Raw genomic sequence first — 17,468 nt, 5'->3', positions numbered from 1 at the left:
GGGATGAGATTGCCCGCACGTTCACACATAACAATAACTTGGAGTGAGACATGAACACATACACGAGCAAAAACACGGTATTTTCAACGATGCGCCGCGCCGTCCTCGGCACCCTGGTGCTGGGTGTCGTTGCCGCCTCCAGCGGCACGGCCTTCGCGCAAGGCAAGGAAGTGACGATTGCCTACCAGGAAATCAACGGTCCCTTCCTGGTGGCCATCGCCAGCGGCGAAGTGGAAAAAACCACCGGCTACAAGATCAATTGGCGCAAATTCGATTCGGGCGCCAAGGTGGCCACCGGCATGGCGTCCGGCGACGTGCAGATCGGCGTCATCGGTTCGAGCCCATTGACGGCGGCCGTCAGCCGCGGCGTCGACCTGCAGCTGTTCTGGATCATCGACGACATCAACGAAGCCGAAGCGATGGTGGCGCGCAACGGCGCCGGCATCAGCAAGCCCACGGACTTGCGCGGCAAGAAGATCGCCGTGCCATTCGTTTCCACCACGCATTTTCACACCATGTTCGCGCTGGAAACGTGGGGCATCAAGCCCACGGAAGTGAAATTGCTGAACATGCAGCCGAACCAGATCGCCGCCGCCTGGGAGCGGGGCGACATCGACGCCGCCTTCGTGTGGGACCCGGCCTTGAGCAAACTCAAGCAAAACGGCAAGGTGCTGGTCACTTCCGGCGAACTGAGCAAGAAGGGCAAGGCCACGTTTGACGGCATGGCCGTCGAGCGCGCCTGGGGCGAAGCGAACGCGGACTTCATGGCCAAGTTCGTCAAGGTGATGGCCGCTGCCGACGCCGACTACCGCGCCAATCCGAAGGCGTGGACCATTGACTCCCCACAAGTGAAAGCCAACGTCAAGCATTCGGGCGCGGCCGCCAAGGACGTGGCCGCTTCCGTGGCCCTGTACGCCTATCCCTCGCTGCAGGAACAGGCGTCGCCGGCCTGGCTCGGTGGCGGCGCGAAGGGCGGCGTGGCGCAAGCCTTGCTGGCCACGGCGCAATTTTTGAAGGGCGAAGGCAAGATCGACACCCTGGCAAGCGATTACGCCAAATATGTGACACCCAAGTATGCACAGGCCGCCGGCCTGCTGAAGTAAACGTTGTGCGATGGTGCGCCTGCAGGCGCGCTGACTGAACAGAATACGTTGAACTGAAGTGACTACACCTATGCGGGGCACACGATGGAAAATCTCTACGTCAAGGATGTCAGCGTGATTTATCCGGGCAAGACGGCCGGTGAACGCGTACATGCCTTAAATAATATCAATCTCACCATTAATAGCGGCGACTTTGTCGTCGCGCTGGGCGCCTCGGGCTGCGGCAAGACTACCTTGCTGAGCCTGATGGCAGGCTTTATCGCCCCGTCCAAGGGCGAAATCATGCTCGGCGACAATAAAGTGGAAGGGCCGGGCGCCGACCGTGGCGTCGTATTCCAGAAACATGCCTTGCTGCCGTGGCTGAACGTGATGGAAAACGTGGAATTCGGCTTGAAGCTGCAAGGCGTGCCGAAATCCGTGCGGCGTGAACAGGCGGCCAAGAACCTGGCGCTGGTCGGCTTGAAGGACTTTCACGACAATATGATTTATCAATTGTCGGGCGGCATGCAGCAAAGGGTGGGCATCGCCCGCGCCCTGACCAGCAATCCCGCCATGCTGCTGATGGATGAACCGATGGCGGCGCTCGACGCGCTGACCCGCGAAACCATCCAGGAGTTGCTGCTCGATATCTGGGCCAAGTCCAGCACCATGTTCTTCTTCATTACCCACAGCGTCGACGAAGCGCTGTTCCTGGCGAACCGGCTGATCGTCATGTCGCCCCGTCCGGGCCGCATCACGCACACGTATGAACTCGATTTCAACAAGCGCTTCCTCGAGTGCCGCGATGCGCGCGCCGTGAAATCGAGCCCGGACTTCATCAAGATGCGCGAAACGGTGCTCAACATCATTTATGGCGACGAGCGCGCAATGAACCAAGAGCGCGCCGTCAATAAAGAGCTGGAGGTGTCCCATGCATAGCCCATCCGTCGTGGGATTTCCTCCCACCACCGCCAAGCGCGCCGGCTTCTTCGGCCGCCTGTTCGCCCCCCGCTGCGCCATGCCCGGCGAAGCGTTCGGCGCGCCGGGGCAGGGCAATTCCAGCCGCATCGCCACCGTCACCGTCATCGCCGTGCTCTTGCTGTGGTTTGGCGTGACGGCCAGCGGCATGGTGAAACCCTTGTTTTTACCTTCTCCGCAAGCCGTGTATGAAAAATTCATCATGGCGGCCACCACCGGTTTCGGCGGAGCCACCCTGTGGGAACACACGGTGGCCAGCCTGGTGCGCGTGTTCGGCGCCTTTGGCCTGGCTTGCCTGTTTGCCATTCCCGTCGGCGTGATGATGGGCGTCAACCGCGTGGCGCGGGGGATCTTCGATCCCTTGATCGAGTTCTACCGTCCATTGCCGCCGCTTGCTTACTTGCCACTGGTCATCATCTGGTTCGGCATCGGCGAGTTTTCGAAGGTCTACCTGATCTTCCTGGCCATCTTCGCACCGATGGCGATCGCGGCCCGCGCGGGCGTCAGCTCTGTTTCACTGGAGCAAATCCATGCGGCCTACTCGATGGGCGCCACCCGTTTCCAGGTTATCGTGCACGTGATTTTGCGCGCGGCGATACCGGAAATCCTCACCGGCATGCGCATCGGCATCGGCGTGGGCTGGACCACCCTGGTGGCGGGCGAAATGGTGGCGGCCACGCGCGGCCTCGGTTACATGGTGCTCAGCGCTTCCGAGTTCCTGGCCAGCGACGTGGTGATCATGGGCATTATCGTGATCGGCTTCTTCGCTTTCCTGTTTGATTTGATGATGCGTTACCTCGAACGTACCCTCGTGCCATGGAAGGGCAAGGTGTAAGACGTTCCCGGGAGTGGCGTGCACGCCACAAGTGTTGCCGCCGCTCCTTTTTTTAATCCGCAATAAGCCGTACTTACCCTCCAGCGCGCTTGTCCCTCGGGCGCCGCGCCGGGCCGCTGCATTTCCAGATTGACTTATGGAATGCGGCCAACCAGACTGATTCACACGATGTATCGATGCTGCTTGACGGTGTTGCCTAAATAAAACAAAGCCGCGCGGCAAGAACAAGCCGCAGCAGGCAGGGCGCACCGAGCTTCAGAGATTTTCAGGAGACAAAACATGATTAGCGAATCGCATAACAGTACCGGCTTGCAGCACTCGCTCAAGCAACGCCACATGAGCATGATCGCCATCGGCGGCGTGATCGGCGCCGGCCTCTTTGTCGGCAGCGGCGTCATCGCCAAGGCCGCCGGCCCGGCCGCCATCCTTTCCTTCCTGCTCACGGGCGGCCTCGTCGTCCTGATCATGCGCATGCTGGGCGAGCTGGCCTCGTCCCTGCCCGTGGTCGGCTCCTTCTACGAATATGCGCGCCTGGCTTTCGACGACAAGCCGAAGGTGTCGAAATTCCTCGGCTTCATGAGCGGCTGGATGTACTGGTATTTCTGGGTCGTCGTCGTGGCCCTGGAAGCCATTGCCGGTGCGAAATTGGTCAACTTCTGGCTGCCCGACGTGCCGTCGTGGTCGATCAGCCTGGTGCTGCTCGTGTCGATGACCATCCTGAACCTGTTCTCCGTGAAGGCGTTTGGCGAATTCGAGTTCTGGTTCGCCTCGATCAAGGTGGTCGCCATCATCGTCTTCCTGTTTATCGGCGCCTTGTTCATCACGGGAAGCTTGCCTAACAGCATCCCGACCCTGGGCTTTTTGACCAGCAACGGCGGCTTCATGCCGCATGGCTGGGGCCCCGTGCTCAGCGGCGCCGTCGCCGCCACGGCCTTTTATTCGGGCGCCGAAATCGTCACCATCGCCGCCGCCGAAACGTCGGACCCGGCCAAGGCCATCGCCCGCGCCACCAATTCCGTCATCACGCGCGTGCTGATGTTCTATGTCGGCTCCATGTTTGTCGTCGTCTGCATCGTGCCCTGGGATTCGCCAGCCATCGCCACGCCTTTCGTCAGCGCCCTGACCGTCATGAACATCCCGTACGCGGCCCACATCATGAACGCTATCATCCTGACGGCCGTGCTGTCGGCCTTGAATTCCAGCCTGTACGCCTCGTCGCGCATGATCTTTGCGCTGACGCGCCGCGGCGATGCGCCCACAGGCCTGGTCAAGCTGAGCAAGAACGGCGTGCCGATCCGCGCCATCCTGTTCAGCACCTTGTTCGCCTACTTTGCCATTGCCGTCTCGTATGTGTCGGCTGACCTCGTGTTCCCCTTCATCGTCAACTCTTACGGCATCCTGATCCTGTTTGTGTACCTGCTCATTGCGATATCTCAATTGCGTCTGCGTCGCCGCCTGGAACGCGAATGCCCGGAACGCATCAAGGTGCGCATGTGGCTGTTTCCTTACCTGACGTATTTCACCATCATCGCCATGCTGGTGATCCTGGGCGCCATGAGCGTGTCGTCCGATACGGAGCAGCGCGTGTCGTTCTGGTTCGGCCTGCTGAGCGTGGTCATCCTGAGCGTCATGTATTACATCAAGAAGCTGGTCAACGACGACCGCAACGGCGGTGAGGCGGCCGACACCAAAGTGGAGCTCAAACATGTCTGACACGACCTTGTTGCCCGCAGGCCGGCGCCGCTTCCTGCGCACGACGGCCGCCCTGGGCGCCGCCGCAGTGGCGGGGCCGGGCCTGGCCGCTTCCGTCACCTTGCCGTTTGAAAACGGCGAGCGCGAGCTGGTGGCCTTCCCGCAAAAGCGCCCGCTGATCCTGCTGACCAGCCGTCCGCCGCAGCTGGAAACGCCGTTCGGCGTGTTCAATGAAGGCGCGATCACGCCCAACGATGCGTTTTTCGTGCGTTATCACTGGAGCGGCTTGCCCACCAGCATAGACGGCGACAGCTACCGGCTGCGCATCGCCGGCCTCGTCAAGACGCCCTTGGAACTGTCGCTGGCGGAACTGAAGCAGCTGGCCGAGCCCGTTGACGTGGTGGCCGTGACGCAATGTTCAGGCAACAGCCGCGGCTTTTTTGCCCCCCGTGCGAATGGCGGGCAGCTGGGTAATGGCGCCATGGGCAATGCCCGCTGGAAGGGCATCCCCCTGAAAATCGTGCTGGAAAAGGCCGGCATCGCGGCCAATGCCGTGCAAGTGGCCTTCAATGGCCTGGAAACGCCGCCCGTGGGCGACGGTCCCGACTTTCAAAAGGCCCTGTCCGTCGAGCACATCATGGCCGGCGACGTCATGCTGGCCTGGGCCATGAATGGCGAGGACATTCCTTTCCTCAACGGCTACCCGCTGCGCCTGATCGTGCCCGGCTATTACGGCACCTACTGGGTCAAGCATCTGAGCGACATCACCGTGCTGGACAAGCCCTTCGACGGCTTCTGGATGAGCACGGGCTACCGCATTCCCGACAATGGTTCCGGCTTCATCGAACCGGGCGCGCCCGTGGGCAAGACGACGCCGATCAGCCGCCTCAACGTGCGCTCCTTCATTACCAGCGTGCAAGATGGCGCGCAAGTGAAGGCGGGACGCGACCTGGCCCTGCGCGGCATCGCGTTTGATGGCGGCCAGGGCATCAGCGAGGTGACCGTCTCGGTGGATGGCGGCCAGAGCTGGCAGGAAGCCAGGCTGGGCAAGGACCTGGGGCGCTTTTCGTTCCGCGAGTGGACGATGCTCATGAAGGCGCCGCGCAAGGGCAAGCATGTGCTGATGGTGCGCGCCGTCAACCGCATCGGCCAGAGCCAGCCCATGAAAGCCCTGTGGAATCCCATGGGTTATATGCGCAACGTGGTGGAAACCACGCGCATCCAGGCAGTCTGAGGAGAACCATATGAAGATATTACTTGCCGCGCTGGCACTGTCGGCGGCGGGCGGCGCGTGCGCGCTGGACATCCACTTGCCGCCGGAAACGGCGACCTATAAACCCAGCGAATTGCCTGGCTACCAGCTGGTGCAGCGCAACTGCATGACGTGCCATGCGGCCCAGTACGCATCGACCCAGCCGCCCGCCTCGCCGCGCGCCTACTGGGAAGCGACCGTCAAGAAGATGAAAAAGCCGTTCGGCGCCCAGTTTGACGACGCGGACGTGCCGGCCATGGTCGATTACCTGGTGAAAACCTATGGCGCGGAGCGGGGCGCCGCCATGCCTGCCGCCGCCGTCGCCAAACCCGTGGCAGCCGCCGTCCCGGCTACGGGCGGCAAGGATGTCAAAACCTTGCTGGCGGCGAATGGCTGCATGGCATGCCACGCCCTCGACCAGAAAGTGGTCGGCCCCGGCTTTGCGGAAGTGGCGGCCAGGTACAAGGGCAAGGACGGCATTGCCTCCGTGGCGGCCAACATCCGCAGTGGCGGCGCGGGCAAATGGGGCCCCGTGCCCATGCCGCCGTTCAGCCAGCTCAGCGAAGCCGATGCGGCGACCCTGGCGAAATACGTGCTGTCCAGGTAGCATCTGGCCAGATCGGCGCGCTAGCGCTCTTCCACCCATCTTCCTCTCCACAGCCTGCCGGTATGTCAGCCTTGCGCTCGACATGCCGGCAGGCTGTCACGCCGCTACTCTGCACATTCGATTTCCAACATTAATGGATTGGTAATTCATTTTTACAAGAATGTTACATGTTCTCATGGCGCAAGAAATTGTGTCTTGGACAGAGATCCATTGTATGTAAAACATAACATTGTTTTGTATTGCGACAATATCAATGGTTCATCATCGAAACCAATATTTTCGCTGGGTAAAGTTGCATGTCGATAGTGAAGTGACGGGAGTTTTGTTGCACGAAGACAACGAATTTCTCAGTGGAAAGGTGCATTTTCAGGCGGCTTTGGGGATGTTACTGACACCGACGTTTCGGCTGCACCAATGTAGTGAATGAGCCATCCAGATAGGTATTCTCCCGTCGCATGGCGCGCTAAAATGGATCAATGTTGCTGGTGAGAATTTTATTTTTTCATTGTCATTGTATTTAACATTGATATCAAAAAAGTATTTCTCCGTTCAGCTCTTGTATTCCCCGTCAGTGCAGCCGGAAGCGGCGAGCCTGGCGCGGGCGCGCCGCCTGAAAGGATGACCTTGAACACCAAATTACTTCCGTTGACCCTGCTGCCCTTGCTGGCGCTGATACAGACCGCCTGGGCCGTCGATCCCCCCGGTGCCGGCAGCCAGCTGCAGCAGATTCCCGTGGCGCCCTCGCTGCCGAAAGCGCCGCCCGCCATCCGCGTGCAGCAGGGCAATGTGCCCGCCGCCACGGTGGGCGACACGACGCGCATCACCGTGCAGCGCCTGCAGATCGCGGCGCCGCCAGTCTTCACCGAGAGCGAACTGGTGGCCGCCTCGGGATTTACTCCGGGCAGCGAGCTGACCCTGGGCGAGCTGCGCGCCATGGCGTCCAACATCGCCAGCTATTACCAGAACCGCGGCTATTTCCTCGCGCAAGCCTATTTGCCCGCGCAAGATATCCAGGATGGCGTCGTCACGATCAGCGTGTTGCCAGGCCAGTATGGCCAGGTGCAACTGCGCAACCAGAGCAATCTGTCCGACGGCCTGGCCGGCACCGTGCTGGCGGGCCTGGACGGGCAGGTGATCGCCACGGCGCCGCTGGAACGCCGCTTGCTGCTGCTGTCGGATTTGCCGGGCGTGCAGGTCAGCTCGACGCTGGCGCCGGGGGCCTCGCTGGGCGCGTCCGACCTGATCGTCGACGTGCAGCCGGGTTCGCGTTTCAACGGCAGCATCGATCTGGACAACCAGGGCAACCGTTACACGGGCCGCAACCGCATCGGCGCCACCCTGAACATCAATGAACTGGCCGGCATCGGCGACGTGGCCACCGTGCGCGCGTTCACCTCGGCCGACGGCCTGAACTATGGCCGCCTGGCCTACCAGGGGCAGGCGGGCTTGCTGCGCCTGGGCGGCGCCTACACCTATATGGACTACAAGCTGGGCAAGGAATTTGCCGTGCTCGACGCCAAGGGCACGGCGAAGATCGCCAGCGCGTATGGCAGTTATCCGCTGATCCGCTCGCGCAGCAATAACCTGTACGCACAGGTCAGCTATGACGACAAGACCTTCCAGGACCGCACGGAATCGACGGGCAGCGTCAACGACAAGAAGGCCAAGGTGTGGATGCTGAATCTGAATGGCGACAGCAAGGATGGCTGGGGCGGTGGCGGCGCCAGCACGTATTCGCTGACCTTCACCACGGGCAAGATCGATATCGAGACGCCGGCAACCCTGGCGCTCGACCGCGCGACGGTGAACAGCAATGGCCACTTCAACAAGCTGGCCTTCAACGCGGCGCGTGTGCAAAGCCTGGGCGGCGAGACGAGCTTGTTCGGCACCGTCAGCGGCCAGGCGGCGTCGAAAAACCTCGATGTTTCCGAAAAGATGGGCATCGGCGGCGTGGGCGGCGTACGCGCCTATCCGGGCGGCGAAGCGTATGGCGACCAGGGCTATGTGCTGAATGTGGAGCTGCGCCAGAACGTGACGGCGTTCACGGCCTTTCCCGGCCAGCTGCAAGTGCTGGCCTTTGCCGACACGGGCACCGTCAAGCTGAACCGCGATGCCTGGAGCGCCGGCGACAACCGCCGCACCCTGAGCGGCGCGGGCGTGGGCGTGACGTGGACGGGCGCCAACGCGCTCGTGCTGAAGGCGTATTACGCGCACAAGCTGGGCAATGCCAAGGCGACTTCCGCCCCCGATGCGGCAGGACGCTTCTGGCTGCAAGCCGTCAAGTATTTCTAAATTACTACATCAATAAAAACATCAGGACACTGCCATGAACCGCATCTACCGCTCCATCTGGAACCAGGCCACCGGCGCCTACGCCGCCGTTTCCGAAAACGTCAAATCCGCCGGCAAGCGCTCGATGCCGGGCAGCAGCGGGGGCGGCGCGCATTTCGCCCTGACCGGCATGGCGGCGGCGCTGATGCTCGGTTATGGCTCCCTGGCCCTGGCGGGGCCGGCGGGCGGCACGGTGGTGGCGGGCCAGGCTTCCATCAATGGCGCGCCGGGAAATACCGTGATCCAGCAGGGCAGCCAGAACGCCGTCATCAACTGGGCCAGTTTCAATATCGGCAAGGGCGAATCGGTGCAGTTCCAGCAGCCCAACAGCAATGCGGTGGCCTTGAACCGCGTGCTGGGCAGCGACGGCACGACCATCCTGGGCAATCTGTCGGCCAATGGCAAGGTGTTCATCGTCAACCCGAACGGCGTGCTGTTCGGCCACGGCGCGTCCGTGAACACGGCCGGCCTGGTGGCCTCGACCCTGGATATCAGCAATGCCGACTTCATGGCGGGCAAGTACCAGTTTTCCGGCAATGGCAGCGGTAAAGTCTTGAACCAGGGCAACATCAGCGCGCCGGGCGGCTATGTGGCCTTGTTGGGCGCGAACGTATCGAACGAAGGCACGATCCAGGCGCGCCTGGGCTCGGTGGCCCTGGCGGCGGGCCGCGCCATCACGCTGGACGTGGCGGGCGACGGCTTGCTGAACGTGGCGGTGGACCGGGGCGCCGTGGGCGCGCTCGTGAACAACGGCGGCTTGATCCAGGCCGATGGCGGCAGCGTCGTCCTGACGGCGCAGGCGGCGGGCGACTTGCTGAAAACCGTCGTCAACAACACGGGTGTGATCGAGGCGCACAGCATCGACACGCGCGGCGGCACGATCAAGTTGCTGGGCGACATGCAAAGCGGCACGGTGAACGCGGCGGGCACCCTGGACGCCAGCGCGCCTGCGGGCGGCAATGGCGGCTTCATCGACACCTCGGCCGCGCACGTAAAGATCGACGATGCGCTGAAGGTAACGACGGCATCGGCCAAGGGCTTGTCCGGCACATGGCTGATCGATCCGACCGACTTCAATATCGCCGTTTCCGGCGGCGACATGACGGGCATTTTCCTGAGCAACTCCTTGAAGTCGGGCAATGTGCAGATCCAGAGCGTGTCGGGCGGCAGCGGCACGCAAGGCAATATCAACGTCAACGACAATATCAACTGGACGGCCAACAAGCTGACCCTGACGGCGCAAAACAATATCAACATCAACAAGGCCATGCGCGGCGCGGGCACGGCCAGCCTGGCCCTCGAATATGGCCAGAGCGCGCTCGCGGCCGGCAATCTGTCCACCTATAACGTCAAGGCGGAAGTCGATTTGCCATCGGGCAATAATTTCAGCACCAAGCTGGGCAGTAACGGCAGCGTGACCGTGTATCAGGTGATCAACAGCCTGGGCGCTTTCAACAGCACGAGCGGCAACGATGTGCAGGGCATGCAGGGCAATTTGTCCGGCAACTATGTACTGGGCAGCAATATCGATGCCAGCGCCACGGGCAGCTGGGACAGCGGCAAGGGATTTGTACCCATCGGCAGCGCCGGCACGCCATTCACGGGCAAGTTTGACGGCCTGGGGCATGAGCTGTATGGCTTGACCATCAACCGCCCCGAGATGCCGGTGGGGATGTTCGGCAACATCGGTGCCGCCGGCAGCGTGCGCAACCTGAGCTTGAGCAATGTCAACATCACGGGTTCGCAAGCCGTGTCTGGCGCCACCTACACGGATGTTGGCGCGCTGGCTGGCTACAATGCGGGCACGATCAACAATGTGAGCAGCAGCGGCGCCGTGCATGGCGCCGGTTACGTCAATATGGGCGGACTGGTGGGCACCAATGCCGGCACGGTCAGCAACAGCCGTGCCGCAGGGACGGTCGCCGCCACGAATATCAGGGTTGGCTATGGATACGGCGCCGCTGCAGGCCTGGTCGGCGTGAATGCTGCCGGTGGTTTGATCAAGAGCAGTTCCAGTTCGGCCGCTACCAGCTCGATCAGTTATTTTGCCGGCGGCCTGGCCGTGTACAACCGAGGCACGATCAGCGATAGCTACGCCACGGGCGCCGTCAGCGTCGGCAGTGCTGGCGGCAGCTATGGCGGCGGCCTGGCCGCCATCAATACGGATGGCGGCACGGTCACGAACAGCTATGCGACGGGCAATGTCACGGGTGTATCCGGCCTGGGCGGCTTGCTGGGCCGGATAGAAAGCGGCACGGTCGATAACAGCTATGCCACCGGCAACGTGACGGGGACGGGCAACAATATCGGCGGCCTGGTTGGCGTGTCCGCCGGCCCTGTAAGCAATAGCTATGCCACTGGTAATGTGACAGGCAATTCCACCGTGGGTGGCGTGGTGGGCTATAACATTGGTACTGCCCTCACTAATGTATATTATTCGGGCAAGCTGACGACGACCGGCGTTAATAACGGCGCCATTGTCGGTGACCACAATGGTGGTTCCATTGTCAATGCCTACTTCAACAACACGCTGAACTCGGGGGCAACTGCCGTTGGCCATGTAGGCAATGGTGCAAGCACCGTTGCCCAAGGCTTGAGCGCGGCGCAGATGTTGCAAGGCAGTAATTTTACAGGTTTCAATTTCACCAACACGGCCGGTGCGGCGGGCAACAACTGGGTGATCGTCAGCGGCGACGGTTCCATCAATGGCGCGAGCGCCGGTACGCGCCCCATGCTGGCGTCGGAATGGTCGAACACCATCAATTCCACGCACCAGCTGCAATTGATGGCAATGAACAAGGCCGCCAGCTACACGCTGGGCAGCAGCTTCAGCGCAGCCAGCACGGCCGCGAACGGCAATGACGTGTGGGGCAGCACGGGCTTCATCCCGGTCGGCACGGCAGGGTCGGCCTTCACGGGTAGCCTCGACGGCACCGGGCATATCATTTCCAGCCTGAACATCGCCAAGGCGGGCGCAAGCAATGTTGGCCTGTTCGGCGCCATCGGCAGCGGGGGCGTGGTGGCGAATATCGGCTTGTCCGGCGGCAGCGTGGCGGGCGGCACCAACGTGGGCGCCCTGGCCGGCAGCAATGCGGGCACCATCAGCGGCAGCTTTGCCACCAGCGGCGTGACGAGCACCTCCACCGGCGGCGGCCTGGTGGGCAGTAATACGGGTACGGTCGTGGACAGCTATGCCAGCGGCGCCGTGAGCGGCACGAGCGCCATTGGCGGCCTGGTGGGCAGCAATAACGGCAGCATTGCGAACAGTTACGCGAACGGCAGCGTGAGCGGTGTCAGCAGCGTAGGTGGCCTGGCGGGCGCCAATGCGGGCAGTGTCACGGGCAGCTACTGGGACACGCAAAGCAGCGGCCAGGGGACCAGCGCGGGCGGCACGGCCATGACGACAACGCAGCTGAAGAACCTGTCGAACTACACGGGCGCCGGCTGGGAATTGGCGCAGATGTGGGTGGTCTACGATGGCCAGAGCGCGCCTTTCCTGCGCTCGTTCATGAAGCAGATCACCGTGCGCGTTTCCTACGACAGCAAGGTGTATGACGGCGTGGCCTACGCGGGCGGCAGCAATAGCCTTACCTACTCGAACACGGTGGCAGGCGCCAGCCTGCTGGGCACGCCCGTGTATGCGGGCAATGCCGCTGGCGCCGTGAATGCGGGCACGTATGGCGTGTCGGCCAGCGGCCTGTACTCTTCCGGCGGGCAGTCCGGCTATGCGATCAGCTATATCGATGGCGGTCTGGTGATCACGCCCAAGTCCGTCACCCTGAATGGCGCGGCCGTGACTGGCAAGGTGTACGACGGCACCACCACGGCTTCCATCAGCGGCACCCTGAGCGGCGTGCTGGCCGGCGACCTGGCCAATGTGAGCTCGACCGTGAATGGCACGTATGCGAGCAAGAATGCGGGCAACGGCATTGCCGTGACGATCGACGCCGCCCTGGGCGGCAGCGCCGGCGGCAACTATGCGCTCGCGCCTGTCGTTGGCTTGACGGGGGATATCAGCAAGGCCACCATCAGCGCCGTGACCGGCATCGTCGCCGGCAACAAGACGTATGACGGCAACGCCAACGCCAGCCTCAACACGGCGGGCGCCACGTTTGCGGGCATGGTGGGCGGCGACAGCCTGAGCGTATCGGGCGCCAGCGGCAGCTTCGGCGACAAGAATGCGGGCAACGGCAAGACGGTCAGCATCAGCGGTATTGTTCTGGGCGGCACGGACGCGGGCAACTACAACCTGACCGGCACCACGGCCAGCACGACGGCAGACATCAGCAAGGCCACCATCGCCAGCGTGGGCGGTATCGTCGCCGGCAACAAGACGTATGACGGCAGCGCCGCCGCCAGCCTGAACACGGCAGGGGCCACGTTTGCGGGCATGGTGGGCGGCGACAGCCTGACGGTGTCGGGCGCCAGCGGCAGCTTCGTCGACAAGAATGCCGCCAACGGCAAGACGGTCAATATCAGCGGCATGACCTTGGGCGGCACGGATGCCGATAACTATACTTTGGCCAGCAGCACGGCCAGCACGACGGCCAACATCAGCAAGGCCACTATCAATGGCGTGACGGGCATCGTTGCTGAAAATAAAGTGTATGACGGCAATGCCGCTGCCAGCCTGAACGCGGCGGGCGCCGCATTTGCCGGCATGGTGGCCGGCGACAGCCTGACGGTCTCGGGCGCCAGCGGCAGCTTTGCCGACAAGAACGCCGCCAGCGGCAAGACGGTCAGCATCAGCGGCATCGCGCTGGGTGGCACGGACGCGGGCAATTACAACCTGGCCAGCAGCACGGCCAGCGGCACAGCCGATATCAGCAAGGCCACCATCAGCGGCGTGGCTGGCATCGTAGCCGGCAACAAGGTGTATGACGGCAGCGCCGCCGCCAGCCTGAATACGGCGGGCGCCTCGTTTACGGGCATGGTGGGCGGCGACAGCCTGACGGTGTCGGGCGCCAGCGGCAGCTTTGCCGACAAGAACGCCGCCAACGGCAAGACGGTCAATATCAGCGGCATTACCTTGGGCGGCACGGATGCGGGCAACTACAACCTGACCAGCAGCACGGCCAGCAGCAGCGCTAATATCAGCAAGGCCACCATCAATGGCGTGACCGGCATCGTTGCTGAAAATAAAGTGTATGACGGCAATGCCACTGCCAGCCTGAATACGGCGGGCGCCGCATTTGCCGGCATGGTGGCCGGCGACAGCTTGAGCGTGTCGGGCGCCAGCGGCAGCTTTGCCGACAAGAATGCGGGCAATGGCAAGACGGTCAGCATCAGCGGCATCGCGCTGGGCGGCACGGATGCGGGTAATTACAACCTGACCGGCAGCACGGCCAGCAGCAGCGCCGATATCGCCAAGGCCACCATCGCCAGCGTGAGCGGCTTGGCGGCCGGCAACAAGGTGTATGACGGCAGCATGGCCGCCAGCCTGAACACGGCAGGCGCCGCTTTCAGCGGCATGGTGGCCGGCGACAACCTGACGGTGTCCAACGCGGTCGGCACGTTCAGCGACAAGAACGCCGGCAATGGCAAGGTCGTCAATGTCAGCGGCATCGTGCTGGGCGGCACGGATGCCGGCAATTACAACCTGGCCAGCGACACGGCCGCCAGCAGCGCCAATATCAGCGCCAAGGCGTTGACGTTGACGGGCTTGAGTGGCGGCAATAAAGTCTACGACGGCACGGCCAATGCGAGCCTGGCCGGCGGCGCCTTGAATGGCCTGATCAACTCGGAAACCCTGGCCTTTATCGTCCAGGGCGCCAGCTACAGCGACAAGAACGCGGGCACGGGCAAGACCATTACGGTTGGCGGCGTGACCTTGAGCGATGGCACTGGTCTGGCCGGCAACTACACGCTGAGTGCGCCTGCCAGCCTGACGGGGGATATCGCGAAGGCAACGATTTCCGGCATTAGCGGTTTGACTGCCCTGGACAAGGTCTATAACGGCAACCTCAACGTCAGTCTCAGCCCCAGCTCGGCCGTGATTAATGGCAAGATTGCTGGCGACGATGTGCAGCTGTTCAGTGCGAACGGGGCGTTCACGGATAAGAACGTGGGCAGCAACAAGGCCGTCAATATTAGCAATATCGCCTTGTCCGGCAGCGACGTGGGAAATTATATTTTCACTAATAATTCTGCCACTGCCACGGCCAGTATCACGCCCAAGGCCGTCACCCTCTCCGGAGTGACGGCAGGCAATAAGGTCTACGATGGCACGACGGCGGCCGTGTTGTCGGGCGGCACCTTGAGCGGCATGGTCGCGGGTGAAACGCTGGGCTTCAGCGGCGGCGTCGGCACGTTCAGCGACAAGAACGCCGGCACGGGCAAGCTGGTCACGATCAGCGGCACTATCTTGCAGGACGGCACCGGCCTGGCCAGCAATTACACCTTCAGCAGCCCGGGCAATGTGAATGCCGACATCAGCAAGGCAAGCATTAGCGGCGTGACGAACGTGGGCGTCAATAACAAGACTTACGACGGCCTGGCGGATGCCACGCTCACCGGCACGGCGACCTTCAATGGCAAGATTGGCAACGACAGCCTGACGCTGGCCGGCAATGGCGCCTTCAGCGACAAGAATGCGGGTACCGGCAAGACTGTCAATGTGAGCGGCATCACTCTCGCTGGCGCCGATGCGGGCAACTACAACCTTGTCAGCACTGTTGCCAGCAGCACGGCCGACATCGCCAAGGCGGACATCAGCAGCGTGACGAATGTGGGCGTCAACAACAAGATCTACGATGGCTTGACCACGGCCACGCTGAACGGCGCGGCGACCTTTAATGGCAAGATCAGCGGCGATGTGCTGACGTTGGCCGGCAGCGGCGCCTTCGGCGACAAGAATGCGGGCACGGGCAAGACGGTGACGGTCAGCGGCATCACCCTCGGTGGCGCGGATGCGGGCAACTACAATCTTGTCAGCAATGCTTCCAGCGGCACGGCCGATATCGGCAAGGCAACTATCGGCAGCGTGACGGACGTGGGCGTGAACAGCAAGACCTACGATGGCTTGAGCACGGCCACGCTGAACGGCGCGGCGACCTTCAATGGCAAGATCGGCGGCGATACGCTGGCGCTGGCCGGCACCAGTGCCTTCAGCGACAAGAATGCGGGCACGGGCAAGACGGTGACGATCAGCGGCATCACGCTCGCTGGCGCCGATGCGGGCAACTACATTCTTGTTAGCAATACCGCCAGTGGCACGGCCGATATCACGCCAAAAGCCCTGACGGTCGTGGGCCAGCTGGCGGCCGACAAGGTGTATGACGGTAATGCTGTGGCGCAGCTGAGCGGCGGCAGCCTGGCTGGCCTGGTGGCGGGCGAAACCCTGGCCATCGCCGGACAGACGGCAGCGTTTGGCGACAAGAACGCGGGCAATGCCAAGGCCGTGACGGTCAGCGGCACCACCTTGCTGGACGGCTCCGGCTTGGCCAGCAACTACACGGTCAGCAATCCCACAGGCTTGACGGCCAACATCACGCCGGCGTCCATCAGCGCCATTTCCGGCATCGTGGCAGCGAACAAGGTGTACGACGGCGGCACGGCAGCCAGCCTGAACCTGGCGGGCGCCAGCTTCAATGGCATGGTGGCCGGCGACGCCTTGAGCCTGGCTGGCGGCCCCGTCCTTGGCGCATTCGGCGACAAGAATGCCGCAACGGGCAAGACCGTGACCATCAGCGGTCTGGGCCTGGGCGGCGCCGATGCAGGCAACTATGTGCTGGCCAGCAACCTGGCCAGTACCACGGCGGATATCACGCCAGCCACGCTGACGGTGAGCGTCAGCGGCGTCAACAAGGTGTATGACGCTACGACGAATGCCCTTGTCTCCCTGCGCGACAACCGTATCGGCAATGATCAGCTGAGTATTGCCAGCAATGGCGCCAGCTTCGGCGACAAGAATGCGGGCGTGGGCAAGACGGTGACGGTGGCGGGCATACGCCTGAGCGGCGCGGACGCGGGCAATTACGTGGTCAACGGCACCGCCAGCACCACGGCCACGATTACGCAGGCAGCGCTGACGGTGAAGGTCGATAACGCCGAAAAAGACCAGGGACGCGCCAATCCCGACTTCAGCGCCGGCTACAGCGGCTTGCTCGGTGGCGATACGCTGGCCGCTGAAGTGAGCGGCAAGCTGGCGTTCGGCACGCCGGCGACGACGGCTTCCGCGGCAGGCAGTTATCTGGTGTCGGCATCGGGCCAGGCGTCGACCAACTACGCGCTGAACTATGTTGACGGCGTGCTGACAGTCAAGCCGACGGAAGCGCTGCAAAGCGCGGTCGCGAGCGTGATCGCGGCTGTTGCCGTGGCGCCGTCGCAGGGTAATATGGTGCAGGCCGACATGATCGCCAGCGGCGAGGCGGCGCCAGGCAAGTCCGCCGCCACGCAGGATGCGCCGCGCGAGGCAGAGCAGGGCGCCGCGGGCAGCGCACCGGTGGTGCAGCTGGCGGGCAATGTCGTCAACAATGTCCTGCCCGGCTTGCGCCTGAGCGTGGTCGATAGCGGGCTGCGCCTGCCGGTCGAAGCTGGCGGCAACACGCGCCAGGACAGCCAGTAAGGCACGTGGCGTCTCCTTGCGGGGACGCCGGAGATGCCGCTTCGTGTTTCGAAGCGGCATTTTTTATGCCGGCGCGCCGTTGCAACGCTCATATAATTGCTGCACCATCGTTGTTTTCCATCAGA

Annotated in this window: 8 protein-coding genes; all 8 read left to right on the top strand. The window is 62.8% G+C overall.

All coding sequences use genetic code 11. The features are described 5' to 3' along the window. Positions 1 to 89 precede the first annotated feature (89 nt). On the top strand, positions 90 to 1,103 hold the full coding sequence (tauA, locus tag O0881_RS14630; RefSeq protein ID WP_289906734.1) for a taurine ABC transporter substrate-binding protein: 1,014 nt from the start codon (positions 90 to 92) through the stop codon (positions 1,101 to 1,103). A gap of 84 nt (positions 1,104 to 1,187) precedes the next feature. Then, positions 1,188 to 2,021, top strand: coding sequence for a taurine ABC transporter ATP-binding protein (locus O0881_RS14625; protein WP_289911901.1), 834 nt, complete (start codon positions 1,188 to 1,190; stop codon positions 2,019 to 2,021). Between the two features lie 79 nt (positions 2,022 to 2,100). Further along, positions 2,101 to 2,895: an ABC transporter permease subunit gene (locus O0881_RS14620; RefSeq protein ID WP_058049276.1), complete on the top strand. Its 795-nt coding sequence runs from the start codon at positions 2,101 to 2,103 to the stop codon at positions 2,893 to 2,895. Positions 2,896 to 3,174: 279 nt separating this feature from the next. After that, positions 3,175 to 4,608 carry an amino acid permease gene (locus O0881_RS14615; RefSeq protein WP_289911900.1) on the top strand — a complete coding sequence of 478 codons (1,434 nt, stop codon included), beginning with the start codon at positions 3,175 to 3,177 and terminating at the stop codon, positions 4,606 to 4,608. Next, positions 4,601 to 5,821, top strand: a complete 1,221-nt coding sequence (locus O0881_RS14610) for a molybdopterin-dependent oxidoreductase (protein WP_289911899.1) — start codon at positions 4,601 to 4,603, stop codon at positions 5,819 to 5,821. The genes O0881_RS14615 and O0881_RS14610 overlap by 8 nt, the downstream gene beginning before the upstream one ends. 10 nt (positions 5,822 to 5,831) lie before the next feature. Then, positions 5,832 to 6,446 (top strand): c-type cytochrome, encoded by a 615-nt coding sequence (locus tag O0881_RS14605; protein WP_289911898.1) that lies wholly within the window; start codon positions 5,832 to 5,834, stop codon positions 6,444 to 6,446. Between the two features lie 624 nt (positions 6,447 to 7,070). After that, complete coding sequence (locus O0881_RS14600) at positions 7,071 to 8,738, top strand: ShlB/FhaC/HecB family hemolysin secretion/activation protein (protein WP_289911897.1); 1,668 nt, start codon at positions 7,071 to 7,073, stop codon at positions 8,736 to 8,738. A 34-nt stretch (positions 8,739 to 8,772) separates the two neighbouring features. Beyond that, positions 8,773 to 17,343, top strand: coding sequence for a YDG domain-containing protein (locus O0881_RS14595; protein ID WP_289911896.1), 8,571 nt, complete (start codon positions 8,773 to 8,775; stop codon positions 17,341 to 17,343). Positions 17,344 to 17,468 lie beyond the last annotated feature (125 nt).

Source organism: Janthinobacterium sp. SUN100 (genome assembly GCF_030397705.1).
Lineage (GTDB): Bacteria > Pseudomonadota > Gammaproteobacteria > Burkholderiales > Burkholderiaceae_D > Janthinobacterium > Janthinobacterium kumbetense.
Note: the sequence above shows the minus strand (reverse complement) of the source record. Positions and strands in the feature narration are given on the sequence as shown.